This window comes from Leifsonia aquatica (genome assembly GCF_014190775.1).
In the GTDB taxonomy this organism is placed as follows: domain Bacteria; phylum Actinomycetota; class Actinomycetes; order Actinomycetales; family Microbacteriaceae; genus Leifsonia; species Leifsonia aquatica.
Window position 1 is genome coordinate 401,165 of record NZ_JACHVP010000004.1, and the last position, 24,643, is coordinate 425,807.

Annotated in this window: 20 protein-coding genes; 8 read left to right on the plus strand and 12 right to left on the minus strand. The window is 71.2% G+C overall.

Translation table 11 applies throughout. The features are described 5' to 3' along the window. Nucleotides 1–95: 95 nt before the first annotated feature. Both FHX33_RS17915 and FHX33_RS17920 read right to left on the minus strand, forming a co-directional pair. Entirely contained in the window at nucleotides 96–2,546 is a 2,451-nt protein-coding gene (locus tag FHX33_RS17915; RefSeq protein ID WP_021763471.1) for a beta-glucosidase H, read from the minus strand. A 13-nt stretch (nucleotides 2,547–2,559) separates the two neighbouring features. Then, nucleotides 2,560–3,957, minus strand: coding sequence for an MFS transporter (locus tag FHX33_RS17920; protein WP_248616270.1), 1,398 nt, complete (start codon nucleotides 3,955–3,957; stop codon nucleotides 2,560–2,562). A 143-nt stretch (nucleotides 3,958–4,100) separates the two neighbouring features. On the opposite strand from FHX33_RS17920, the gene FHX33_RS17925 reads away from it, so the two are divergent. Then, entirely contained in the window at nucleotides 4,101–5,117 is a 1,017-nt protein-coding gene (locus tag FHX33_RS17925) for a LacI family DNA-binding transcriptional regulator (protein ID WP_183428811.1), read from the plus strand. A 15-nt stretch (nucleotides 5,118–5,132) separates the two neighbouring features. Here the strand turns inward: FHX33_RS17925 and FHX33_RS17930 are convergent, their stop codons facing one another. Continuing rightward, nucleotides 5,133–6,536, minus strand: coding sequence for a chymotrypsin family serine protease (locus FHX33_RS17930; RefSeq protein WP_169730324.1), 1,404 nt, complete (start codon nucleotides 6,534–6,536; stop codon nucleotides 5,133–5,135). Between the two features lie 223 nt (nucleotides 6,537–6,759). Between FHX33_RS17930 and FHX33_RS17935 the strand changes: the two genes are divergently transcribed. The 6 genes from FHX33_RS17935 to FHX33_RS17960 all read left to right on the plus strand — a co-directional run bounded on the left by FHX33_RS17935 (nucleotide 6,760) and on the right by FHX33_RS17960 (nucleotide 14,616). Then, the gene (locus FHX33_RS17935) at nucleotides 6,760–8,124 is read left to right on the plus strand and encodes an alpha/beta hydrolase-fold protein (protein ID WP_183428812.1); all 1,365 of its coding nucleotides are present in this window, start codon (nucleotides 6,760–6,762) and stop codon (nucleotides 8,122–8,124) included. 156 nt (nucleotides 8,125–8,280) lie between these two features. Continuing rightward, nucleotides 8,281–9,609, plus strand: a complete 1,329-nt coding sequence (locus tag FHX33_RS17940; RefSeq protein ID WP_021764605.1) for an efflux RND transporter periplasmic adaptor subunit — start codon at nucleotides 8,281–8,283, stop codon at nucleotides 9,607–9,609. Further along, on the plus strand, nucleotides 9,602–10,312 hold the full coding sequence (locus FHX33_RS17945; protein ID WP_021764606.1) for an ABC transporter ATP-binding protein: 711 nt from the start codon (nucleotides 9,602–9,604) through the stop codon (nucleotides 10,310–10,312). The genes FHX33_RS17940 and FHX33_RS17945 overlap by 8 nt, the downstream gene beginning before the upstream one ends. Further along, the gene (locus FHX33_RS17950; protein ID WP_021764607.1) at nucleotides 10,309–11,541 is read left to right on the plus strand and encodes an ABC transporter permease; all 1,233 of its coding nucleotides are present in this window, start codon (nucleotides 10,309–10,311) and stop codon (nucleotides 11,539–11,541) included. Before FHX33_RS17945 ends, FHX33_RS17950 begins: the two co-directional genes overlap by 4 nt. A gap of 37 nt (nucleotides 11,542–11,578) precedes the next feature. Further along, nucleotides 11,579–12,463: a DUF5666 domain-containing protein gene (locus FHX33_RS17955; RefSeq protein WP_183428813.1), complete on the plus strand. Its 885-nt coding sequence runs from the start codon at nucleotides 11,579–11,581 to the stop codon at nucleotides 12,461–12,463. Further along, a complete protein-coding gene (locus tag FHX33_RS17960; protein WP_183428814.1) occupies nucleotides 12,460–14,616 on the plus strand; it encodes an efflux RND transporter periplasmic adaptor subunit in 2,157 nt (718 codons plus the stop codon). The genes FHX33_RS17955 and FHX33_RS17960 overlap by 4 nt, the downstream gene beginning before the upstream one ends. A 417-nt stretch (nucleotides 14,617–15,033) precedes the next feature. Here the strand turns inward: FHX33_RS17960 and FHX33_RS17965 are convergent, their stop codons facing one another. From FHX33_RS17965 to FHX33_RS17995, 7 genes are all read right to left on the minus strand, one after another. Further along, nucleotides 15,034–16,224 (minus strand): glycine C-acetyltransferase, encoded by a 1,191-nt coding sequence (locus FHX33_RS17965; protein ID WP_183428815.1) that lies wholly within the window; start codon nucleotides 16,222–16,224, stop codon nucleotides 15,034–15,036. Further along, entirely contained in the window at nucleotides 16,224–17,267 is a 1,044-nt protein-coding gene (gene tdh / locus FHX33_RS17970; RefSeq protein ID WP_021762372.1) for an L-threonine 3-dehydrogenase, read from the minus strand. The genes FHX33_RS17965 and tdh overlap by 1 nt, the downstream gene beginning before the upstream one ends. Nucleotides 17,268–17,372: 105 nt before the next feature. Continuing rightward, the gene (locus FHX33_RS17975) at nucleotides 17,373–18,569 is read right to left on the minus strand and encodes a Gfo/Idh/MocA family protein (protein WP_039921724.1); all 1,197 of its coding nucleotides are present in this window, start codon (nucleotides 18,567–18,569) and stop codon (nucleotides 17,373–17,375) included. A gap of 67 nt (nucleotides 18,570–18,636) precedes the next feature. Then, entirely contained in the window at nucleotides 18,637–19,668 is a 1,032-nt protein-coding gene (locus FHX33_RS17980) for a LacI family DNA-binding transcriptional regulator (RefSeq protein WP_021762374.1), read from the minus strand. Nucleotides 19,669–19,677: 9 nt separating this feature from the next. Continuing rightward, a complete protein-coding gene (locus FHX33_RS17985) occupies nucleotides 19,678–20,505 on the minus strand; it encodes a carbohydrate ABC transporter permease (protein ID WP_021762375.1) in 828 nt (275 codons plus the stop codon). Further along, on the minus strand, nucleotides 20,498–21,406 hold the full coding sequence (locus tag FHX33_RS17990) for a carbohydrate ABC transporter permease (RefSeq protein WP_021762376.1): 909 nt from the start codon (nucleotides 21,404–21,406) through the stop codon (nucleotides 20,498–20,500). The genes FHX33_RS17985 and FHX33_RS17990 overlap by 8 nt, the downstream gene beginning before the upstream one ends. A gap of 3 nt (nucleotides 21,407–21,409) precedes the next feature. Beyond that, nucleotides 21,410–22,669 carry an ABC transporter substrate-binding protein gene (locus FHX33_RS17995; protein ID WP_021762377.1) on the minus strand — a complete coding sequence of 420 codons (1,260 nt, stop codon included), beginning with the start codon at nucleotides 22,667–22,669 and terminating at the stop codon, nucleotides 21,410–21,412. Nucleotides 22,670–22,829: 160 nt separating this feature from the next. Here FHX33_RS17995 and FHX33_RS18000 point away from each other — a divergent pair, with 160 nt between their 5' ends. Next, nucleotides 22,830–23,570, plus strand: a complete 741-nt coding sequence (locus FHX33_RS18000; protein ID WP_021762378.1) for a cysteine hydrolase family protein — start codon at nucleotides 22,830–22,832, stop codon at nucleotides 23,568–23,570. Between the two features lie 75 nt (nucleotides 23,571–23,645). Here FHX33_RS18000 and FHX33_RS18005 read toward each other — a convergent pair whose 3' ends face one another. Both FHX33_RS18005 and FHX33_RS18010 read right to left on the minus strand, forming a co-directional pair. Beyond that, on the minus strand, nucleotides 23,646–24,080 hold the full coding sequence (locus FHX33_RS18005) for a hypothetical protein (protein ID WP_021762379.1): 435 nt from the start codon (nucleotides 24,078–24,080) through the stop codon (nucleotides 23,646–23,648). Nucleotides 24,081–24,148: 68 nt separating this feature from the next. Then, nucleotides 24,149–24,625 carry a carboxymuconolactone decarboxylase family protein gene (locus FHX33_RS18010; protein ID WP_039921726.1) on the minus strand — a complete coding sequence of 159 codons (477 nt, stop codon included), beginning with the start codon at nucleotides 24,623–24,625 and terminating at the stop codon, nucleotides 24,149–24,151. Between the last annotated feature and the right edge of the window lie 18 nt (nucleotides 24,626–24,643).

The following is a 24,643-nucleotide window of genomic DNA, read 5'->3' on the forward strand; positions in this document are numbered from 1 at the left end:
TATCCGTCCGAGAGCGATTGTCTCGAGCATCCACGTGACGCAACACGCCGCCTCCGCAGGTGCGGAGACGGCGTGTTGCGACGACCTGATCGGCGCTAGACGGTGAACTCCACCGGAGCGCCGAGCGCGGCGACCGAGGTGCCGAGCGTCAGCGCATAGGTGCCCGGCTCGGTGCGCCAGGCGTGGTCGTCGATCGACCAGTGCTGCAGGCTGCGCGGCTCGACCGTGATCGTCGCCGTCACGGTCTCGCCCGGCTGCGCGTGCACGACGGCGTAGCCGGCGAGCCACAGGACGGGGCGCTCGACCTCCGACGCGGAGACGCGCGACAGGTAGGCCTGCACGACCTGCTTGCCCGCGCGCTCGCCCGTGTTCGTCACCGGGATGCCGGCCGTCAGACCGTCGACGGCGGCCTCCCCGAGCTCCCACTCGGTGTAGCCGAGACCGTGGCCGAACGGGATGGCCGGGGCCGGGCCGCCGAGCTGCTCGCGGCGCACCCACTCGCGGTAGCCGACGTTCAGCTTCTCGTCGTAGAACAGCTTGCCGTCGACGGGCTCGACCTGCCAGACCGGCACGTCGTCCTCGCTCGCCGCCCAGGTGGTGGGGATGCGGCCACCGGGCTCGCGGGTGCCGGTGAGCACGTCCGCCAGGGCGCCTCCCATCTCCTGCCCCGGGAACCAGGTGAGCAGCACCGCGGGCGCCTCGCTCAGCCACGGCAGGATCACGGGGCCGCCCGAGTTGACGACCACGACGGTGCGCGGGTTGACGGCGAGCACGCGCCGGACGAGCTCGTCCTGGCCGTCCGGGAGGCTGAGGCCGGCGCGGTCGAAGCCCTCCGACTCCAGCGTCTCGGTCGTGCCCACGACGACGATGGCAGTCTCGGACTCCGCGGCGAGCGCGACCGCCCGCTCCAGCTCGGCCTCCGGGTCAGCGAAGGGCTCCTCGTAGCCGAAGGTGAACATGACGGCCGCGAGCCCGGCCTGCATCTGCGGGCGGTGCTCGAGCCGCAGCTCCACCGTCTGCCCGGCCGTGAGCTGCACCGGGAACGACTGCTTGGGCGGGTTGAGGAACGCCATGAACGGGTCCGTGCCGTCGGGGAAGAACAGGCCGTCGCTCTTCAGCTCGCCGTCGACCTCGAACCGGAACAGGCCAAGGCCGGCGAAGCCGACCGCGTACTCGCCGTCCTCCGGGGCGGTGAAGGTCGCGGTCGCCTCGACCACGGCGGTCTCGCCCAGCACGGGGTCGCCGAGCCAGGTCAGGCGGCCGGAGAGGCGGTGCTCGTCGAGCACGACGCCGCCGTCGGCGTCCAGGAACCGCACGTGCACGCCCGGCTCGCCGGTGACGGGGTCGACCGCGACGCGGGCGTCGAGGGGGAGGACGCTCTCGGTCGACTTCGCTCCCGGCGCGAACCGCACGCGGTCGGCGCCGAACGCCTCCTCGATCCCGTCGAGCGGAGTGACGACGTGCTGCGGGAAGACGGTGGCCGAGCCGCCGCCCTGGCTGCGCGCGACGCGGGCGTGCTGCCCGATCACCGCCACCGATCCGTCCGCCGCGAGCGGCAGCAGGCCGCCCTCGTTGCGCACCAGCACCATCCCGTCGGCCGCGGCCTCACGCAGAAGCGCGTCCACGCTCTCCTGCGGCCACGGCTCGGCGAGCGGCGTCGCGGCCTCCACGCCGTCGAGTGCACCGAGACGGCCGGCGAGGCGCAGGATGCGGCGCACCTTCTCGTCCACGTCGCTCTCGGCGACCGAGCCGGCGCGGACGGCCTCGACCAGCGCGTCGCCCCACACGCCCTGCGGGCCGGGCATCGCGAGGTCCTGCGACGAGACGGCGGCGGCGATCGTGTCGCGCACGCCCATCCAGTCGGAGACGACGACGCCGTCGAAGCCCCACTCGTCCTTCAGCGGCGAGCGCAGCAGCTCGTTCTCGGTCATGGTGACGCCGTTGACCGAGTTGTACGACGACATGACGAGCCAGGCGCCGCCCTCGACGACCATCCGCTCGAACGGGGCGAGGTACACCTCCCGCAGCGTGCGCTCGTCGACCTGCACGTCGACGGTCATGCGGTCGGTCTCGCTGTCGTTGGCGACGAAGTGCTTCGGCGTCGCGCCGACCCCGCCCGACTGCACGCCCTGGACGTAGGCCGTGCCGACGACGCCGGAGAGCCACGGGTCTTCGCTGAACGCCTCGAAGTGGCGGCCGCCGCGGGGCGAGCGCTGGATGTTCACGGTCGGGCCGAGCGCGACGCCGACGCCCTTGCGACGCGCCTCGGCTGCGATTAGCTGGCCCAGCCGGTAGACCCGCTCGACGTCCCAGGAGGCGGCGAGCGCGGTCGGCGACGGGAGGTTGGCGGACGCGTCGCGCTCGTCCCAGACCTGGCCGCGGATGCCCGCGGGGCCATCGGAGACCACGATCGTGTCGAGTCCGATCTGCGGCTCGTCGTGCAGCGTCCAGAACGAGGCGCCGGTGAGCAGGCGCACCTTCTGCTCGAGGGAGAGGGAGCCGAGGAGGCCCGCGATGACGTCCTCGGTGGTGATGGTGTCGGTCATGGTTGCGGAGCTCCTAGCGGACGGACTTGATCGGCAGGACGGCGAAGGCGCCCAGCAGCGCGATCACGATACCGATGGGGAAGAGGGCGGTATAGGTGTTGCCGAAGGCGACGATGATCGCACCGGCGATTCCCGGGGCGAGCGTCTGCGGCAGGGTGGCGGCGATGTTCAGGACGCCGAGGTCCTTGGCGAAGTCGTCCTTCGACGGCAGCACCTCGCTCATCAGCGCGGTGTCGACGGCCTGATACGCGCCGAAGCCGAGGCCCGAGATGAAGGAGAACAGGAACATGCCCGTGAGGGTCGGCATGATCAGCGGGAACAGCAGCGAGATCGCGAGGACGATGCCCGCAACGATGACGACCGGCTTGCGGCGCCCGAGCTTGTCGGAGAGCGGTCCGCCGACGAGCGTGGTGATGATGATGCCGACCAGGCTGACGAGGCTCAGCAGCGGCATCATGGCGACCGCGCCGTCGCCCAGCCCGATGTAGGACTGGAGGATGAAGAGCTGGTAGCCGGTGACCATGAAGTAGCCGGCGTAGAGCAGGAGGCGGCCGGTGAAGCCCCAGAAGAAGTCGGGGTGCTTGCGCGGGCTGACCCAGAAGGTCTGCAGGAACGCCGCGAGGTTGAACGGCGGCTTGGGCTCGCCCTTGTTGGAGCGGTCCGGGTTGATGATGACGAAAAGCACGATCACGATGAGCGCGATGCCCGCGAACGTGAGGTAGCCGGCCGGGATCGCCTTCGCGAACTGCGCGGCCACGATCGAGCCGCCCAGCGACCCCAGCATCAGCCCGAGCCCGGAGAGCGAGGCGAAGGTGCCGCGCGCGCCGCTCGGGACGCGGTCCGGGAGGATCGCGGAGAGCGGACCCTGCGCGAAGTTGTAGCAGATCTGGACCATGACCCAGGCGATCGCCAGCTGGACGACGCCGTTGGCGGTGCTCATGAAGAGCAGCGACAGACCGCCGAGGAGCACGCCGACGACCATCCACGGAGCGCGACGCCCGAAGCGGCTGCGCGTCCGGTCGGACACCAGGCCGGCGATCGGTTGCGCGACCATCGCGGCGAACGCGCCGATCGTGGCGACGATGGCGAGCGTGCCGTTCTGCGCCTTCTCGCCGACGAGGGCCTGGATCTGCAGCGGGAGGAGGATGCCCGGCACCGCGCCCCAGATCGCGAAGATGGCGACGTTCGCGACGAGCATCGACAGCATCAGCTTGAGCAGCCTCCCGCGCACCTTCACCTTGTCGGGGCGCTGGGCCGAGGTGGCGGTCGTCGGTGCGGCGGAGAACGGGGATCCGGCGGTGGTGAGCGTCGAGCCGAGCGCGGCGCTGTCCGGCACGCCGGAGAGGTTGGAGGGGACGGTCGGCTGGACCGGGCGGGGACCTTCGGGGAGATCGTCAGACGTCGGTGTCACGGGTGGAGTCCTTTCAGGAGCAGGCGTCGTTGCGTGCTAACACGCGTAACCATAAACCACCCCCGCGGCCGAATACAAGCCATCGGTCGGTTTTTGATTACACGCGTAACCTCCCGGGGGCTCCGACCTAGACTGAACCCAGCATGTTCACACCCCAGGTCGTCAAAGCCCCGACGAGCGCCGACGTGGCTCTCGCGGCGGGGGTCTCGCGCGCGACCGTCTCGTTCGTGCTCAACGACAAGCCGAACTCGCGCGTCTCCGACGACACCCGGCATCGCGTGCTCGAGGCCGCACGACTGCTCGGCTACACGCCGAACACCGCGGCCCGGTCGCTGGCGAGCGGGGAGGCCGTGGCCGGCCTGGTGGTCGCCGCTTCCGCCGCCGACCACGGCGCGACGGTCGAGCGCACCCTCCAGGCGCTGCTGGCGCGCACCGTCGACGACGGGACGGACGCCCTCCGGCACGCCGACGTCTCCGCCACCGGCGCCGAGGCCGCGCAACTGTGGGCGAAGCTGCGCCCGGAGGCCGTGCTCGCCGAGGCCGCGCGCTGCGACGCCGCCGCGACCGAGGTCCTGCGGCTCGCGGGCGTGCGCGCACTGATCGTGCACGGTGAGGCACCGGTCTCCTACGCGCCGACCCTCGTCATCCCCCAGCGGCCGTTCGGCCATGCCGCGGCCGAGCACCTGATCGCGCTGGGCCACCGCCGGCTCGTCTTCCTGATGCCGACCGCGACCTCCACCATGGCCGACGAGCGGCTGGCCGGTGCGCGGGAGGCTGCCGACGCGGCGGGTGCGCGGCTCACGGTCACTCACGCCGCCAGCTCGGCGGCGACGCTCCGCGACTGGACGCGGGGGCTGCGCTACGACGAGCAGGCGCCGACCGGTGTCGTGGCCGCACACGACGGGCTCGCCATCGCCGCGATGCGCGCCCTCACCGACGCGGGACTGCGCGTCCCTGACGACCTGTCCGTCATCGGCGCCGACGACCATGCGGCGTCGGCCGACTTCATCCCGCGCCTGAGCACGGTCGCGTTCGACGCCGACGAGCTCGCCGCCGACCTCGTCGAGGCGTATGCGACCATGCGTTCGGGCGGCCGTGTCGAGCGGGTGGATGCGCCTCCCGTGCGGGTGCGGGCGCGCGAGTCGACCGCACCCGCCTGAGAGGCGCGCGTCGCGCTAGGGGTCGAGACGGTAGATCGCGGACGCGGCCGCGCCGACGGGGTTCCCGTTCGTCGACGGATCCGATCCGAGCCGGACCGCGTAACGCATCGCGGTCCCCTGGGCGGGGATGGTCAGCGTGACGTACCCGTCCGCGTCGGTCATGGCGCTCTCGCCGATCTCGTACGCGTTCGAGCCGACCGGGTAGATCTGCGTGCGTACGGCACGCCCCACGATCGGATCACCGGCGGCCGAGGTCGCGCGTGCGCGCACCGTGATCGCCTCACCGTTCGCCACCGACACCGGGGCCTCGATCGTGACGATCGTCGGGGACACCGTGACCCACCGGCTCGCGACGGCCGGGACGGTCTCGTCACCCGCGAACCGGAGCGCGAAGTCGGCACGCGGCTTCGGCGGGCTCACCTCGACCTGCACGCGACCCCACATGTCCGTCGTCCCCGAACCCACGGGCGTGCCGCTGCCGGCCTGCAGGACGTCCACCTTCCGACCGGTCAGGACGGAACCGTCCGCGTCACGCAGCATCCCCGTGAGCGTGACCGTGCCGCCCGGGGTCGGATAGTAGGTCGAGGGGTCGATGGTGAGGAACGGCCGGGCCAGCGCGGGATCGGTGGCGGGGGTCACGTTCAGGCCCGACGCGATTCGCCACGCCGGGACGGCGTAGAGCATGGATCCGGTGGGCGAACCGTTGAGCGACGGCCCGTCGAGCACGCCGCTGCGGATCATCCCGAGATACATGAATGCGCCGCCTTCGGTCACCTTCCACACCGCTCCCCCGGAGTCGCCGTTGCCGACGATCAGACCATCGGGGCGATCGCTCTGCCCGACCACCAGGGTGTCACCCGTCGCGATGATCCGGCCGCAGATGACGCCGCTCGCTGCGCCGGGTATGTCGGGGGCGGGGATCACGTTCGCGACCCGCTGCCCGTCCGCCCCTCGGCTGAGCGGGCTCCACCCGGTCCGGCACACCCGGTCGCCCGGACGGGTGTCGGCCGGGCCTTTGGCCGCCGACTGGAACATCGACCGGTAATCGTCGCTCAGCGCCACCGCGGGGTTGCCACCCCACTCGGATCCGACGGGGCGCAGCAGAGCGACGTCGATCGCGGACGAACTGTGCCCCGGGATGACGGAGACCTTCGACGACGCTCCCGTCGCGTCGCTGAGGGACCACGCGGTCGTGCTGCTGTCCCCGACGCCGTGGCGAGCCGTGACGAGACCGACGGCCCCCTCCGCCGTGGAGTACGGCACCCCCGCGGTCTGCCCCTGCAGTTTGAAGACACCGGACGCCGTCGCGAGCGGATCTGCCGCCCGCGATCCGGCCTCGTCCGCCTGCGCGGGGCTCGCGCCGATGACGCACGCCACCGCCAGCAACCCCGCCGCCCCTATCCATCGCCTACGTCGCATCGATTCCTCGTCTCCGATTCCCGATGGCCCGCTGTCGCTCCGACAGCATGGTGACCACCGAAGGAATACGATATCGGCAATATATACATGCAAAACTATGCATGGGAGAGCCGTGACCGGGCGCCGCCGGCCTGAGCCGACTCTCACCCGCTTCGGGCGACTTTTCACCTGCCCCCTCCTGTCGTCACCGGGACGCGCGGCGCCGTGCGCATAGGGTGGAGACGTGGGGATCCTCGCCTGGCTGAGCCTGGCGCTCGCGATCGTCTGCGCCTATCCGGCCTGGCGATTCGCTCGACGCGCCTGGCACTTCCGCGCGCGCCCGACCGTCATCGCCGTGATCGTGACGCAGGTGCTGGCCCTCGTCGTATTGACGCTGCTCGCCCTCCTCACCCCGCGGCCCGACCTCGGCGGCCTCGGCTGGTTCGCGATCGGGCTCGCCGCCCTGCTCTTCCCGCTCGCGCTGGGCGACGCGCTCCAGACCACGCGCCTGCGCGCGGTCGCCGTCGTGCTCGCCGCGGTCGCCGGCCTGCTGACGGCCGGGATCTCGGTGGTGGCCGCCGCTCCCGCGTTCGCCACCGCGACGGTCGCCGGACGGCACATCCCGGCGACCGAGACGACACTCGCCGAGGGCTACCAGCTGGCCGTGCACATCCCGCCGACGGCCTCCGGCTTCTCCTCCCGTGACGCGCACCTGTTCGTGCCGTCCGGGTGGATCCGCGACCCGTCGAGCACCCGCCCGATCGTCATCATGATGATGGGCCAGCCGGGCAACCCGACCCTCGGGGCGACGCTCGACGCCCTGCACTCGCTCGGCACGGAACGCCTCGACGACGCTCCGTTCGTGCTCGTCGTCGACCAGCTCGGCGCCAACGACAAGAACCCGCCCTGCAGCAACACCTCCGCCGGGCAGCTCGAGACGTTCCTGACGGAGGACGTGCCGAACTGGGTGACGGCCGAGCTCCCCGTCTCGCACGACCGCGCCGACTGGGCGATCGCCGGCTTCTCCCACGGCGGGGAGTGCGCCGCCTACCTCGGTGCGAAGCATCCCGACCTCTGGGCGAACGTCATCGACGTCTCCGGCCCCGACAAGCCCGGCGAGTACCGTTCCGACCGCACCCGCGCGAAGTACTACGACGACAGCGAGGCCGAGTACGAGAAGTACTGGCCCGCGAAGGTGATGGCCTCGACCAGCTACGCCGACCACCCCATGCGCGGCATCTTCGTCGCCGGCGCCGAGGACGACCACTTCCGGCCGCAGGTCGAGGACACCGCGACCGCCGCCGAGAACGCCGGCTGGAAGGTCACGTACTGGGCCGTGCCGGGCGAGGGCCACTCCGGGCCGACCCTCACCAAGGGCCTGGCCACGGCGTACAACCAGCTCATCCCGCTCTGGCTGGAGTCGGGCGCGATCACCACCGGCGATCGCCTCCTCTGCCAGCCCGACCAGCCCAACCGCTCCTGCGGGGTGACGCAGGTGACGGCCGTGGCCGGCACGATCGCCATCGTCGACCTGGGGATGCTCGCCGTCTTCCTCAGCGCCCAGCTGCTGCTCTTCTTCGGCAACCGCGGCCGTCGAGTGGTCGAATAGTCCGCCTTCTCGGCCCTTTTCCCGCGACATATCGCCTTCTCGCACCTCCTGAAGGGACGCTCAGGAAGCGCATAGGCGGGTGAACGGGCGCGCATAAGACCCCTTCCTACGCTCGGTTTCTGCCCCGACGGGCGGGCGCATGGAAGGAACACCCGAATGAAGCGGACTCTCGCGCGGATCAGACCGCGCACCTGGATCATCACGGCGGCCGTCGTGGTCGCGGTCGTCGGGGGTGGGGCTGTCTACTGGTTCGGCTTCGCCCTCCCGGCCCAGGCCACCTCCTCGCAGCCGGCCACCCGGACGGTGCAGGCCAGCACCCAGACCCTGCAGAAGACGGTCAGCGCGACCGGCACGCTGTCGCCGACGGTGTCGGAGGACGTGAACTTCCTCCCCTCCGGCACGGTCACCGCGGTGAACGTCGCCGCCGGGGCGACGGTCACGGCGGGTGAGGTGCTCGCGACGGTCGACACCGTCTCGGCCAACGCGACCCTCCTGCAGGCCAAGGCGGATCTCGCCTCGGCGCAGGCGAAGCTCTCGGACGCGCAGGACGCCTCGACCGGCAGCACCGCCGACGTGGCGGCGGTCGCCGCGGCGCAGGCGCAGGTCACCTCGGCCCAGTCGTCCGTCGACACCGCGCAGACCGCGCTCGACGGCACCACCCTGGTCGCCCCGGTCGCGGGACTCGTCACCGCGGTGAACGTCGCGGTCGGCGACGCGGTCACCGGCACGTCCGGCAGCACGAGCAGTTCGAGCAGTTCGGGGTCCGGCGCATCCAGCGGGTCCGGCGGGTCCACGGGCGGCGGCGCGACCGGCGGCACGGGCACGACCGGCAGCGGGACCGGCTCCTCCACCTCCACCTCCACCGCGCAGTTCACGATCGTCGGCACCGGGTCGTGGGAGGTCGACCTCACCGTGAGCGCCTCCGACCTGAAGTCGATCGCCAAGAACGACCAGGTCGAGCTCTCCACGTCTGACAACGACTCCTTCTTCGGCACCGTGACCTCCATCGGCCAGCTGCCGTCGACCACGTCCGGGAGCGCCGCCTACCCTGTCGTCGTCTCGGTGACCGGGTCGCCCGAGAACCTCTACGACGGTGTGAGCGTGACGGCCGCGATCGTCTACGAGCGCCGCACCGACGTGCTCACCGTCCCGAGCGCCGCGATCACGACGGCGAACGGGAAGTCCACGGTGACGAAGGTCGTCGACGGCAAGAACGTCACCACCGACGTCACCGTGGGTGAGACCTCCGGCACCGTGACCGAGATCACGAAGGGCCTGAGCTCCGGGGATTCGGTGCTCGTCACGGTCTTCACGCCCGGCTCGGGCGCCGGCACCGGCGGCTCGACCGGCCAGACCGGGCAGACCGGGCAGCAGGGGCAGTTCCCCGGCGGCGGCGAAGGCTTCACGGGAGGCGGCGAAGGCGGCCAGTTCCCGGGCGGCGGCCAGGGCGGCCAGACCGGGAACGGGGGCACCCGCAATGGCTGAGCCCTCGCCCGCCGTCTCGCCCGTCATCGAGCTCACCGGCGCGCGCAAGATGTACCGCAGCGGCAGCATCGAGTTCGAGGCACTGCGCGGCATCGACCTGCTCATCCACGAAGGCGAGTACGTCGCCGTGATGGGGCCCTCCGGCTCCGGCAAGTCCACGATCATGAACGTGCTCGGCTGCCTCGACGTGCTCTCCGAGGGCGCCTACCGCCTCGGCGGCCAGGATGTGGAGGATCTGGACGAGACCGAGCTCGCGGCCATCCGCAACCAGCGCATCGGCTTCGTGTTCCAGCAGTTCAACCTCCTCCCCTCCCTCTCGGCCCAGAAGAACGTCGAGCTGCCGCTCGTCTACGCCGGGGTCCCGGTGGAGGAGCGCCGCGAGCGCTCCCGGGCCTCCCTCGAACGCGTCGGTCTCGGCGACCGCCTGCAGAACCGGCCGGGCGAGCTCTCGGGAGGCCAGCAGCAGCGCGTCGCCGTCGCCCGCGCCCTCGTCGGCGAGCCGACCCTGATCCTGGCGGACGAGCCGACGGGAAACCTCGACTCGGTCTCGACGGAGGACGTGCTCGCGCTCTTCGACGAGCTGCACGAGGCCGGCCGCACGATCGTGCTGATCACCCACGAGCTGGAGGTCGCCGAGCGCGCCCGCCGCATCGTGCGGGTGCGCGACGGGCAGATCCTCCGCGACGAGGTGAATGCGGCATGAACTGGAACGAGACCCTCCACACCAGCTGGTCGGCCATCCGCGCGCACACCCTGCGCTCGGTGCTGACCGTGCTGGGGATCCTGATCGGGATCGCCGCCGTCATCCTCACCGTCGGCCTCGGCCTCGGCACCCAGAAGGACGTGAGCGCGCAGATCAGCGCGCTCGGAAGCAACCGGCTCATCGTCTCGCCGGGCAGCAGCACCGACTCGAGCGGGGTGCGCGGCGGCTTCGGCTCGGGCACCACGCTGACCCTCTCGGACGCCGACGCTCTCGCGTCGAAGGTGAACGCCCCGGACATCGCGGGCGTCGCGGCCGAGAAGTCGACCCAGACCTCCCTCGTCTACGGCGACACGAACTGGACCACGACGGTGACCGGCGTGACGAGCTCGTGGCTGGACGTGCGGTCGCGGACGGTCGCGCGCGGCGCGTTCTTCACGGCAGCGCAGCAGTCGTCGGGCGCCCGGGTCGTCGTACTCGGCTCCGAGACGGCGCAGGAGCTCTTCGGCTCCGAGAACGTCGTGGGCCAGTCGGTGACCATCGGCAACACCACCTACAGCGTGATCGGCGTGCTGGCGTCGGCCGGCTCCGACACGTCGAGCAACCTCGACGACGTCGCGATCGTGCCGATGACGACGGCCGCGGACGACGTGATCGGCGGGACGAACACCTCCAGCGTCTCGACGATCTACATCCAGGCCGCCGACGCCGACCGGCTCAGCGCGGCCTACCAGGAGGCGCAATCGGTGCTGCTCAACGCGCACTCCATCACCAGCACCGACGACGCCGACTTCACGATCAGCAGTCAGGACGCCCTGGTCAGCACCGCGACCTCCGTCTACCAGACGCTGACCGTGCTGCTCACCGGCATCGCGGCGCTCTCCCTGCTGGTGGGCGGCATCGGGGTGATGAACATCATGCTCGTCTCCGTCACCGAGCGCACCCGCGAGATCGGGTTGCGCAAGGCGATCGGGGCGCCGCCCGCGGCGATCCGCACGCAGTTCCTGGTGGAGGCCGCCATCCTCGGCCTGACCGGCGGCGTGCTCGGCTCGGTGCTGGGCGTGGCCGCGGCACTCGTACTGCCCGCGCTGATCGGCAGCTCGGTGGTCATCTCGCCCGTCGCGCTCGGCCTCTCCATCGCCGTCTCCCTCGCCATCGGCCTGGTGTTCGGCGTCTATCCGGCAGCGCGCGCCGCGCGCCTGGCCCCCATCGACGCGCTCCGCTCCGAGTGAGCGCCCCCTCTCGTCCCGACCCGCAAGGAGAACCACGATGAAGACATCCACCCGCCGAGCCGCCGCGGTGATCGCCGCCCTCGGCTTCGGCGCCCTCGCCCTCACCGGATGCGCCGCCGCCACGGCGAGCAGCCCCTCCACCACCGCGGCCCCGCAGCAGCAGGGCCAGCAGGGCGGCGGAGGCGTCACCGGCGAGATCGCCGCCGTCGACGGCACCACGCTCCAGGTGCAGTCCACGACCGAGCAGACCGCCGTGACCTACACCGACTCCACCACCATCACGCAGCGGGTGACCGCCGCACTCACCGACGTGACGAACGGATCGTGCATCAGCGCGTTCACCGGCGGCACGGGGTCGTCGACCTCCACGTCGTCGTCCGCCTCGACGGCCGCGACGACGGTCTCCATCAGCGCGGCCGTCGACGGCGCGTGCACGGCAGGCGGGTTCGGCGGGATGGGAGGCGGCGGCACCCCGCCGACCGGCGCACCCAGCGGATCGGGCGAGGGTGGCACCGGCCAGCGGCCCACGGACGCCCCCACCGGTGCGCCCGGCGGCGCGGGCGGCGGTGGCGCGGGCGGCTTCGGCGGCATGACCTCCGGTCTCGTCACCGCGGTCGACGGCTCGACCATCACCGTCACCTCGACGGCGCAGGACGGCACGACCTCCACGAAGACCGTCACGGTCGACGACAGCACCACCTACACGACGACACAGGCGGCCACCGCGGACGCCCTCACCGCCGGTCGCTGCGTCATGGCCAGCGGCACGGCCGACTCCTCGGGAGGATATGCCGCGACCGCGCTCGTCGTCTCGGACAAGGGTGCCGACGGCTGCACCCAGGCCGGACCCGGCGGCGGCCGGCCGGGCGGCACGGGAAGCGACTCCGGCACCGGGACCGGCACGAACGGCGGCGGAGCATGAGCCCCGCGACCAAGCGCCCCGCCGCGCGCCGGCGGCGCCGCACCGTCGTGATCGCCTCGGTGGCGACCCTCGCGCTCTGCGCGGTCGGCGGCGGCGTCGCCTGGGCGGCGAGCGGCAACGGCGGCGCGAACTACCGCACCGCCACCGCCGCGAAGGCGTCGGTCACGCAGACCACCACGCTCACCGGCACCGTCGCCTCGGCGACCCGCCGCGACCTGGCCTTCCAGGTCGGCGGCACGGTCAGCGCCGTCCCGGTCGCGATCGGGGACACCGTCACTGCGGGGCAGACCCTGGCGACGCTCGACACGACCGACCTGGAGGCGGCGGTCACCTCGGCGCAGCAGGCGGTGTCGGACGCCGAGGAGACCCTCGCGACCGACCTCGCGTCCCAGTCGGGGACGAGCACGAGCTCGAGCGCCGGCTCGGCCGGCTCGTCCGGTTCCTCCGGGTCGTCCGCGTCGGGATCCACCGCCTCGTCGGGCGGATCCGGCACCACCACGGCCTCCACCGGCGCAACCGCGGCCGTGCCGAGCACCGGAACCGGGACGGGCACCGGCTCGGGCACCGGGACCGCCGGCGGCTCCTCGTCCGGCGGCACCTCGTCCGGCGTCTCTGCCGAGACCACCGCCGCCATCGCCGCCGTCACCGACGCGCAGACGAAGCTGCTCGCACAGCTGACGGCCGCCTCCACCGCGCTGACGGACACCAACACCCTCGTCGCCACCAGTTCGACCACCTGCCAGCCGTTCCTGGAGGCCGCACTCGACGACACGACGGACGGCACGGGGACGGGCACGGGGACGGGCACGGGGACGGGCACCGACGGTTCCGGCTCCACGACCGACGGCAGCGGCACCTCCGGAACCGACACGTCGGGAACCGACACCTCGGGAACCGACACCTCGGGAACCGACACCTCGGGTACCGACACGTCCGGCACGTCGACGGACGGCAGCGGCACCGCGACCTCCGGAAGCTCCGGGACCTCCGCAGCCGACCAGCTCCAGGCGGCGAAGGACGCGCTGGCCTCCTGCCAGACCGCGATCACCGCCGCCCTGGCCAGCCAGCAGACCACCACCGACGCGCAGAACGCCGTCACGCCGCTGGCCACGAAACTGGACGACGCCGTCGCCGCGCTGCAGAAGGTGCTCGCGAGCGGTACGACCGGGTCGGGTTCGACCGTGGGTTCGACGGGCTCCGGCTCGACAGGCTCCGGCTCGACCGGTTCCGGATCAACAGGCTCCGGATCGACAGGCGCCGGCTCCACCGGCAGCGGATCGGCCGGGACGGGCGCTTCCGGCGGCAGCACCTCCGGCACGGGCACGGGCGGCAGCTCCGGTACGGCAGCGACCGGCTCCGGCACCGGCACCACGCAGGTCGCGTCGGCGGCGACCATCGTGGCCGACAACGCCGCGATCGACGCCGCGAAGGCCGCCCTCACTCTCGCGCAGAGCAAGGTCGCCCTCGCGACGCTCACCAGCCCGGTCTCGGGCACCGTCGCGGCCGTCTCCCTCGCCGCCGGCGACGCCGTCTCGGCCGGCTCCACCACGGCGGTCATCTCGGTGATCGGCACCAACGGTTTCGTCGTCGACTCGTCCGTCGGCCTCAGCACCGTCGCCACCCTGAAGGTCGGGCAGAGCGTCGCCGTCACGGTCTCCGGATCGACGAAGGCGCTCGCCGGCACGGTCAGCTCCATCGGCGTCGTCGACACGGCCACCGACTCCTCGACCCCGAGCTACACGGTGACCACGGCCATCACGGACACGAAGGCCGACCTCCTCAACGGCGCCAGCGCCAGCGCGGTCGTCACCATCGCGAAGACGGCCGACGTGCTCACGGTCCCGACATCCGCCCTCCACCGCGACGGCACGAAGTACACCGTCGACGTGCTGAAGGACGGTAAATCGGTCGCCACCACCGTCACCGTCGGCGCGAAGGGCACCGACCGCACCGAGATCACGAAGGGCCTGAGCACCGGCTCCGAGGTGATCCTGGCGGACCTCACCTCGACGACGACGGGCGACAGCTCGAACTCGTCCACCACCTCCGGAGGGCTCAGTGGCTTGGGCGGCCAGTCCAGCACCTCCGGCGGCCCGGGCGGACAGGGCGGCCCTCCGGCCGGCTTCACCGGAGGCGCCCCCAGCCGCGGCTGACCGGGAGCGAACACGGGGCGGACGCGAGGAGGGCTCGCGTCCGCCCCGTGCACGTCCCCGCGGGACGTCGGCGGCCGCGAGTGCCGCGCGGCGGTACGTCGGCGGCCGCGAGTGCCGCGCGGCGGTACGTTTGCGGTCGCGCGAGAGGCCGCAAACGTACCGGGAGGGCGCAGTCGCGCCGGCGTGCCGGCGGGCGGGGCGGCCGGCCGGGCGGCCGGGCGGGCGGCCGCCGGCGCGGTCGCGAGTGCCGCACCGCGGTACGTCGGCGGTCGCGAGTGCCGCGCGGCGGTACGTTTGCGGTCGCGCGAGAGGCCGCAAACGTACCGGGAGGGCGCAGTCGCGCCGGGCGGGCGGCCGGGCGGGCGGGCGGCCGGGCGGCCGGCCGAGCGGGCGGGCGGCCGCCCGCCGCGCGCACCGTCAGGCGGCGGCGACGGCCTCCCGCGCCGCGGCGAACGCGGCCACGCAACGCCGGATCTCGTCCTCGGTGTGGGCCGCCGACAGCTGCACGCGGATGCGTGCCTCGCCGCGCGGGACCACCGGGAACGAGAACGCGGTGACGTACACGCCGTGCTTCTGCATCTCGTCGGCGATCCGGCCGGTGAGCGCCGCGTCGTGGAACATGACCGGGACGATGGGATGCTCGCCCGGCAGGAGGTCGAAGCCCGCCTCGGTCATCAGCTCGCGGAAAAGCCGCGCGTTGGCGACGAGCTGTGCCCGGAGGTCGTCCGAGCTCTCCAGCAGGTCGAGCGCGGCCAGCGTGCCCGCGACGATCGAGGGCGCCAGCGTGTTCGAGAACAGGTACGGGCGGGAGCGCTGGCGCAGCAGGTCGACGATCTCCTTCCGGGAGGAGACGTAGCCTCCGGAGGCCCCGCCGAGCGCCTTGCCGAAGGTGCCGGTGTAGATGTCGACGCGGTCGGCCACCCCGCAGAACTCGGGCGTTCCGCGGCCGTGCTCGCCGACGAACCCGACGGCGTGCGAGTCGTCGACGAAGACCAGCGCGCCGAACTCGTCGGCCAGGTCGCAGATCTCGCGCAGTGGGGCGATGTACCCGTCCATCGAGAACACGCCGTCCGTGACGATGACGGTGAACCGGGCGCCGGCCTCCAGCGCGGCCTCGAGCTGCGCGCGCAGGTCGTCCATGTCCCGGTTGCGGTAGCGGAACCGCTGCGCCTTCGAGAGCCGGATGCCGTCGATGATCGAGGCATGGTTGAGCGCATCGGAGACGATCGCGTCCTCCGGGCCGAACAGCGTCTCGAAGACCCCGCCGTTGGCGTCGAAGCATGAGGAGTAGAGGATGGTCGCCTCGGTCCCGAGGAACCGCGACACGCGCCGCTCCAGCTCCAGGTGCTGCTCCTGCGTGCCGCAGATGAAGCGCACGCTGGCCATCCCGTAGCCCCAGTCGTCCAGGGCTGTCTTGGCCGCATCCCGCAGCGCAGGATGATCGGCGAGGCCCAGGTAGTTGTTGGCGCAGAAGTTGAGCACCTCGGCGCCGTCGGCGGTGATCTGCGCCGACTGCGGACCGTGGATGCTGCGCTCGCGCTTGGTGAGGCCCGCGGCCTCGATCTCGTCCAGCTGCGCGGCCAGGTGGTCGCGGAATGTGCCGTACATCAGAGCTCCGTCCAGTCGAGGATGACCTTGCCGCCGCCGGCCGACGCGGCCGCGGCGAACCCCTTCTCCCAATCCCGGGCGGGGAACCGGTCCGAGACGATCGAGGCGATCGCGTCGTGCAGAGTGGTCGAGGTCTGCAGCATCGCGCCCATCGCGTTCCACGTCTCGAACATCTCGCGCCCGTAGATGCCCTTCAGCGTGAGCATGTGGGTGACGACGATGCCCCAGTCGACCGCGATCTGCTGCGACGGGAGACCGAGCATCGCGATGCGGCCGCCGTGGTTCATGTTCTCGATCATCTGCGGCAGCGCGGTCGGCGCTCCGCTCATCTCGAAGCCGACGTCGAAGCCCTCGCGCATCCCGAGCGCCGTCTGCGCCTCGCGGATCTCGGAGCGGGAGACGTCGACGGTGTAGTCGGCGCCCATCCCCTGCGCCAGGGCGAGCCGCTGCGCGCTGACGTCGGTGCCGACGATGAAGCGGGCGCCCACGTGCCGGGCGACGGCGATCGCCATCAGCCCGATGGGTCCGCAGCCGGTGACGAGCACGTCCTCGCCGACGACCGGGAAGGCGAGCGCGGTGTGCACGGCGTTGCCGAGCGGGTCGAACAGCGCGCCGACCTCGGGCTCGATCGCGCTGTGGTGCACCCACACGTTCGTGGCCGGCAGCACGAGGAACTCGGCGAAAGCGCCGTCCCGCTGCACCCCGACGCCCTGGGTGCGGATGCACATCTGGCGGCGCCCGGCACGGCAGTTGCGGCACGTGCCGCAGACGATGTGCCCCTCGCCCGACACCAGGTCGCCGACCGCGACGTCGCGGACGAGCGGCCCGACCTCGACGACCTCGCCGAAGAATTCGTGGCCCGGCACCAGCGGGGCGGCCACCGCGGAGGCGGCCCAGTCGTCCCAGCGCTGGATGTGCAGGTCGGTGCCGCAGATCCCGGTGCGCAGGATGCGGATCTTCACGTCCTCCGGCCCGGCCTCGGGCTCGGGGAGGTCGCGGAACTCGAGACCCGGTCCGGCCTCGCTCTTGAACAGGGCTTTCATAGCCACCTTCCTCGTCGACGTCCTTCGTGGGGCGCGTCAAGCGGAGTCGAACACCCGTCCCCGGCCTCGTGAGCGTGGAGGGACGAGCGTTTCGCCGCTGACAGCCTAGACCACCTCATCCTGCGCAGCTCCGTCCCTCCGCACCTGCCCGCCGTCGAAGTAGGCGCGGAGTTCCGGCCGCAGTTCCGGCACCGCCAGCAGGCCCCCGTCGCCGCGGAGGGAGGCCGTCGCGACCACTCCCGCGGCGACCGCATTGCGGGCGGCGACCGGGGAGGTGACGGTCGCGCCTCCCTCGCGCACGAAGGTCACGAACTCGTCGATCAGCAGCCGGTCGGCACCGCCGTGGCCGCCCTCCGCCTCCGGGACGATGAACGTCTCGTCGCCCGGGGCCGCACCCTCGTGCCGTCGGTTCCACAGGCGCACTTCGGCGCCCGGCTCGTCCCCGAAATTCTCCAGCCGCCCCTCCGTCCCGATGACGGTGTAGTTGCGCCAGTAGTCGGGCGTGAAATGGCACTGCTGGTAGGAGGCGAGCGCGCCGCCCTCGAGGACGAGGTTGACCTGCGAGATGTCCTCGACATCGACCACCGGGTTGAGCCCTTCCGCCGCGGCCGGCGGCCAGTTGTCGAGGCTGAACCAGTCGTGCATGCGCTCGCCCGACCGATCCCGCCGGTCCTGGATGCCGCCGTAGACGCTCAGCGAACCGATCGCCTGCACCCGGCGCGAGTAGCCCCCGCCGAGCCAGTGGATGACGTCGATGTCGTGGGCGCCCTTCTGCAGCAGCAGTCCCACCGACTTCGAGCGGTCTGCGTGCCAGTCCTTGAAGTAGTAGTCGCCGCCGTTGCCGACGAAGTGGCGGCACCAGACGGCCTTGACCTCCCCGATCCGTCCCTCGTCGATGAGCCGCCGCATCAGCGTGATCACCGGCATGTGCCGCATGTTGTGGCCGACGTAGAGCCGCGAGCCCGTGCGGTACGCCGCCTCCAGGATGCGGTCGCAGTCGTCGATCGAGATCGCGAGCGGCTTCTCGCAGAACACGGCGACGCCGGCCTCCAGGGCGGGGACCGCCACCTCCGTGTGACGGTCGTCCGGGGTGAGGACCATCACAGCGTCCACCCCGGCGTCGAGCAGTTCACTCAGGCTCGCGGTGACGAGCGCGTCGGGGAAGGCCTCCGCCGCCTCCGCCCGCGATCGTGCGCTGAGATCGCAGACCGCGACGACGCGCGATCCGCCTCCCGGCCGATGGGCCTCCCGAGCGAGATGACCCCGCAACCCGAAGCCGACGACACCGATTCTGACGTCCACGAACACTCCTCACGTGACAAAGGGAAAGAAAGTACTGAAGGAAAAGAAGGGAGGGCGCGGCGCCGACTCAGCCGGCCGTCGACGCGCGCACGAACAGGTCCCACTCGAAGGTGTGCAGCTCGCCACCACCCGGTTCGGCGGCCGCACCGAGCGCGCGGTCCACGATGATCCGCGCCTGCCGCCGGTAGAAGTCCGCCGGCCCGACGGTGGAGAGCCCCGGCTCGACCAGCTCGGCGTCGGGGGTGTTCCCGACCCCGATCACGGCCACGTCCTCCGGGACCCGCAGGCCCAGCCGGTGCGCCGCGATCTCGACGGCGATCGCCGCGAAGTCCGTCGTCGCGTAGATCGCCGTGGGACGGTCGTCCCGCGAGAGCAGATCCACGGCCGCGCTGAAGGCGCTGGCCTGGGTGTCCTCGAAGAAGGCGACCCGGTCCTCGCGGATCGGGAGGCCGCGCCGCAGCAGGGCGTCGCGGTACACCGAGTAGCGCGACTCCCCCGTCGACTCGTAGGACGGTCTCGTGGTGAGGCAGCCGATCTCGGTGTGCCGCTCCAGCAGGTGCGCGACCGCCAGCCGGCAACCCGGGATGGCGTCCGAGCGGATGACGTCGAAGCCGTCCGGCTCCAGCCGCTCGTCGAAGACCACGAGCCGCTGCCCGCTCTCGACCAGCGCCGCCAGCCTGCGCTGCGACTCCACCCGGTCGGCACCGAGACCGTCGATGTAGACCACATCCGCCCGTTGCGCCTCCGACGCTGCGAACCAGTCGCCGTCGGCCAGGATCATGGTCGTGAGCCGATGCTCGTTCGCCGCCTCGTTGACCGCCGCCGCGACCGCCAGCGACCAGGGGTCGCTCAGCATGTGCAGCGAGAGGTGGACCAGCCCGGTGCGGCCCGTGCGCACGGCACGCGCCGAGGTGTTCGGCCGATAGCCGAGCCGCTCGACCGCGTCGCGCACCCGCTCGACCGTCGCCTCGCTGACCCCGGGCCCTCCGCCGGAGCGACCGGAGAGCACGTACGACACCGTCGCCGTCGAGACCCCGGCCTCCTGGGCGACCGCCTTCATCGTGGGACGCCCGGGCTCCCGCTTCGCCTGCTCCGCCATACCGAGAACTCATCCCTTCGATCCCGAGAAGGCTATCCCCTGGATGAACTGCTTCTGGAGGAAGAGGAAGGTGACCAGCATCGGCAGGGCGGCGAGCAGCGCACCCGCCATCAGCACGGGATAGTCGGTGCCGTGCAGGCCGACCAGCTGGGACAGCCCGACGGACAGCGGCATCCTGCTCGGATCGGTCGTCACCACGAGCGGCCAGAGCAGATCGTTCCACGACCACAGCACCGTGAAGACGGTCAGCGCGATGATGCCCGGCTTCGCGAGCGGGAGCATGATCCGCCAGAAGATCTGCCAGACGTTCGCGCCGTCGATGCGCGCCGCCTCCTCCAGCTCGGCCGGCATCGACAGGAAGAACTGCCGCATCAGGAAGGTGCCGAACGCGCTGAACAGGCCGGGGAGGATGAGGCCCTGCAACGAGTTGAGCCAGCCCAGGGACTGGATGATCTCGTACTGCGGCAGCAGGTACAGCTGCGACGGCACCATCAGCACCGAGAGGAACAGCACGAACAGCGCGTTCCTGCCCCGGAACGGGATGCGCGCGAACCCGTACCCGGCCATCGTGCACAGCACGACCTGGCCGAGCGTCCTCCCGAGCGTGAGCACCACCGAGTTGACGAACATCAGCACGAACGGCATCGAGTCGAAGATCTTCGCGAAGTTGCCGAACTCCCACGGGCTCGGCAGCAGCTGCGGCGGCACCTGCACCGAGCCGGTGAAGGTCTTGAACGCGGTCAGCACCTGCCACACGAACGGAAAGACCATCACGACGGCGCCGAGCACGAGCAGCCCGTGCACCAGCCACGGCTGACGCCGCTTGACGTCATTCATAGTGCACCCACTTCTTCTGGAGCCGGAACTGCACGATTGTCAGCCCCAGGATGATGATCAGCAGCAGGAACGCGATCGCCGCCGCGTAGCCACGGTCGTTGTCGATGAACCCGGCCTGGTAGAAGAGGTAGACGATCGTGCGGGTGTCCGGCAGGGCCGGGTTCGTGCGCCCGATCATCAGGTACACGAGGTCGAAGACCTGCAGCGACCCGATCACGTTGATAACGCTCACGAAGAAGATGCTCGGGCTGAGCATCGGCACCGTGATCGAGAAGAACTTCCGGATCGGTCCGGCGCCGTCGAGCGACGCCGCCTCCATCAGCGTGTCCGGGATGCCCTGCAGACCGGCGAGGAAGATCACGATGTTCGTGCCCAGCCCCGCCCAGATGCCCACCAGCGCCACCGCGTACAGGGCGGTCGCGGGGTTGGTCAGCCAGCTGCCGCCCTGGATGCCGACCACGTGCAGCGCCTGGTTGAGGATGCCGTAGTCGCCGTTGTAGAGCATCTTCCATACCAGGGCGATCGCCGCCGGCATCGTGACCACCGGCAGGAAGTACAGCATCCGGTAGACGCTCCTCCCCTTCAGCCCCGCCGTGTTGAGCAGGGCGGCGATGGCCACGGCCAGCGGGATGCCGACCAGCGCGATCAGCATGTAGATCGCGGTGTTGATCAGGGCCCGGCCGAGTGCCGGGTCCTCCGCGAGTCGTGCGTAGTTCTCCAGGCCGGCGAACGCCGACCCGCCGAACGGCCCCGACTGGGTGAACGAGAGGATGAACGTGCGGACCGTCGGCCAGAGGTAGAAGACCAGGAGCCCGAGCGCGGTCGGCCCGATGAAGAGCAGCGCCCACCACGGCGAGGCGAAGGGTCCGCGCCGGCGACGGAGAGCGGTCGTCGCGGTCACCGGCTACTTCTTTTCCTTGTCGAGCGAGGCCTGCATCTTCTCGGCCAGCGTCGCGAGCCCTTCCTCGGGCGTGATGCTCAGCGCCCACACCTGCGACAGCGTCTGGTCCTGGACGGTCACCCACGCCGCGGTGTTGATGGAGGCGGGGTACGGCACGGCCGTGTCGAGCGCGTCCGTGAAGACGCTGAGGTCGAACGACGGGTACGAGTCGATCCAGTCCTGCTGGGTCCCCTCGTAGGCGGGGATGACGGCGCCGCTGCTCGCCTGGATCCCGGCGGCCTCCTTGCCGGACGCGAAGGCGGCGAACTTCTTCGCGGCGTCCAGGTGCGGCGACTTCGCGTTCGCGACGTTCGCCAGGCCGTGCACCACCGACTGGTCGCCCGTCGGGCCGGTCGGGAGCGGTGCGACGCCCACGTGGTCCTTGATCGAGGCGTCCTGCCCGAACTTGTTGGCGCTCCACGAGCCGGACCAGTACATCGCGACCTTGCCCGAGAGGAAGGCGTCCTCCGGCGGGGTGTCGGTCATCTGCTGCTGGGTGGGCGAGACGCCGTCCGTGATCTGGTCGACCCAGAATCGGATGCCCTCGAGGGCCTCGGGCTCGCCGTAGCCGGTCTTCGTCCCGTCGTCGTCGATCACATATCCACCGGCCTGCGCGATGGTGTTGTAGTAGTTCTGCTGGTCGTTGAGCGCTGCGGCCGAACCCCAGACACCGGCCTCGGGGTTCGTGAGCGCCTTCGCGGTGGCCAGGTAGTCGTCCCAGGTCCAGCCCGCCTTCGGGTACGCGACGCCGGCCGCGTCGAAGAGGGCCTTGTCGTACCAGACCCCGATCGTGTCGAAGTCCTTGGGGACGCCGTAGAGCTTTCCCCCGTAGGTGTAGATGTCGGTCAGCCCCTCCGAGTACTTCGACGTGTCGACGCCGTCGAGCGGAGCGAGCACGCCGTTCGACGCGTAGAGCTTGCTGTTGGGACCGTTCATCCAGAACACGTCCGGGGCGCTGCCGCCGGTGACGGCCGTCTGCAGCTTCGTCCAGTACTGCGAGAACGGCGTGACCTGGATCTTCACCGAGACCCCGGGGTTCTCCTTCTCGAACGCGTCCGCGATCTTCTGCATCGCGGGCTTCTGCACCTGATCCCAGATGCCGTACTGGAGGGTGACGTCGCCGCCTCCTCCTCCCTCCGACGAGCAGGCCGCCAGGCCCGTCACGGCGAGGGCGGCCGCCGCCAGCAGGGCGGCGAGGCGTGAGCGGTTGTGGTGTCGAGGCATCCGTCTTCTCCTTTGAACAGCGGGTCCCGCCTCGGGCGTTACAGTGTTGTTAACCGATTAACCCGAATCGATTAACAAGACCATATTGCTCGGGCTTAAACGCGTCAAGCATTCGATCACTCCGGGTGCGCGACCGCGCTGCCGGGGATAGAGTCCCCTCATGAAGCGCGCACTGATCGTGATCGACGTGCAGAACGAATACGTCGACGGCAACCTCCCCATCTGCCACCCGGATCTGATGACCTCCATCCCGAACATCGAGGTCGCCATGGATGCGGCCGCCGACCACGGCGCCGCCCTCGTGATCGTGCAGCACATCGAGGACGAGGGCGCACCGGTCTTCGCCCGTGGCTCGCACGGCGCGGCCCTGCACGAGTCCGTCGCCGACCGCACGCCGGACCACCTCGTCACCAAGACCGACGTGTCCGCCTTCCGCGGCACCGACCTCGAGGAGTGGCTGCGCGCCGGCGGCTACGACACGGTCACGATCGCGGGATTCATGACGCAGCACTGCTGCGCCGGCACCGCCCGGGATGCGCACGCGCTCGGCTTCACCGTGGAGTTCCTCTCCGACGCCACCGGCACCCTCGACCTCGTCAACGCGGCGGGCTCCATCTCGGCGGACGCCCTGCACGTCAGCGTGCTGGTCACCATGGACTCCGAGTTCGCCGCAGTCGCCACCACCGAGGAGTGGACGCTCGCGGTCGAGGCCGGCGACAGCCTCCCTGTCTCGAACCTCTGGGACAGCACCGGCCACGCGCGGGTGCCGGGCAAGCACTCCGAGCTGCACAAGCTCATGCGCGAGGTGCGCGCCGGAATCGACCGCGACATCGCCGCGGAGGAGTCGCACGAGCTCCGCAACACGCTGTACGTGGGCCAGGGCGGGTCGGCATCGCTCTGACCCTCCCGACATTCGTGCCGAATGTCGTGAAAGCGCCGCCTAAAGTCGACATTCGGTCCAAATGTGCGGAGGGTGTCAGCCCGAGAACGACATGACGGCGTTGACGAGCAGGCTCCCGAGCACGGAGATCAGGCCTGAGCCGCTCACTCCGAGCGCGATCGCCGCCGGGATCGTCCCGCGCCGCCCGACCAGCGCGACGACCGCGATCGCGATGACCACCAGGTCGAGCACGACGCCGAACGTGACGGAGACTCCGGAGAACAGCGCGAAGGACGCGCTGGAGTAGTGGGTCTGCAGCAGGAACTGTCGCTGCAGCACCTGCGCAAGGAGGCCGGCGAGCAGGCCGAACGCCGCGATGCCGAGCGCGACCGAGCCGAGGACGGGGGAGCGGCGCTGGGGAGGGGCCGACGGCGGCGGCGCGTACGTCACCTGCGGCTGCGGCGACTGCGGCGACTGCTGCTGCTGCGGCGGCGTCGGGAACATCGGCTGGAACGGCGACTGCTCGGACATGATCTGGATCCCCCCGGTCGAGACTCTGCGTGGTCAGGCCTCGACTCTATCCCCGCCTCCGGAGGGCCCTACGCCTCGTCGAGCTGCCCGACCTCGTAGGAGCCGCCCGGCATCTTGATCATCACGTTCATGCGGTTGAACGCGTTGATGAGGGCGATCTGCGCGACGAGTGCCGCGAGCTGCTCGGTGTCGAAGTGGGAGGCGGCCGCCTCCCACACCGCGTCGTCCACACCGTTGCCGTCGGCCAGGCGCGTGCCCTGCTCGGTGAGCTCCAGGGCGGCGCGCTCGGCGTCGGTGAACACGGTCGTCTCGCGCCACGCGGCGATCAGACTGAGCCGCAGCGGGGTCTCCCCCGCCTGGACGGCCTCCTTGACGTGCATGTCGAGGCAGGCGCCGCAGCCGTTGATCTGGCTGGCGCGGATGTCGACCAGGCCCTCGATCGTCGGCGGCAGCGTCGACTGGCGCACCACACGGTTGGCCGAGACGATGTATTTGACGAACTTCGGCGTGATCGTTGCGGCGTACATGTCGAATCTGGGTCCCATGGTGATCTCCTTTTCAAT